At 50.9% G+C, this 226-nt stretch carries 2 tRNA genes; both read right to left on the bottom strand.

What is annotated here, in order from left to right:
• Positions 1-33: 33 nt before the first annotated feature.
• A tRNA-Ser gene (locus tag COD11_RS25880) sits at positions 34-125 on the bottom strand.
• Between the two features lie 4 nt (positions 126-129).
• Positions 130-204, bottom strand: a tRNA-Asn gene (locus COD11_RS25875).
• Between the last annotated feature and the right edge of the window lie 22 nt (positions 205-226).

The raw sequence follows: 226 nt of genomic DNA, 5'->3' as shown, positions 1-226 counted from the left end.
CTTGACCAATGGGCCATATTATATTTAAAATAGTGGCGGAGAGCAAGGGATTTGAACCCTTGAGACAGCTTACACCGCCTACACGATTTCCAATCGTGCTCCTTCGGCCACTCGGACAGCTCTCCAAAATGGCTCCGCAGGTAGGACTCGAACCTACGACCGATCGGTTAACAGCCGATAGCTCTACCACTGAGCTACTGCGGAATAATCCAAAGCCTGGCAACGT

It is taken from the genome of Bacillus sp. AFS040349 (assembly GCF_002577655.1).
In the GTDB taxonomy this organism is placed as follows: domain Bacteria; phylum Bacillota; class Bacilli; order Bacillales; family Bacillaceae; genus Metabacillus.
Note: the sequence above shows the minus strand (reverse complement) of the source record. Positions and strands in the feature narration are given on the sequence as shown.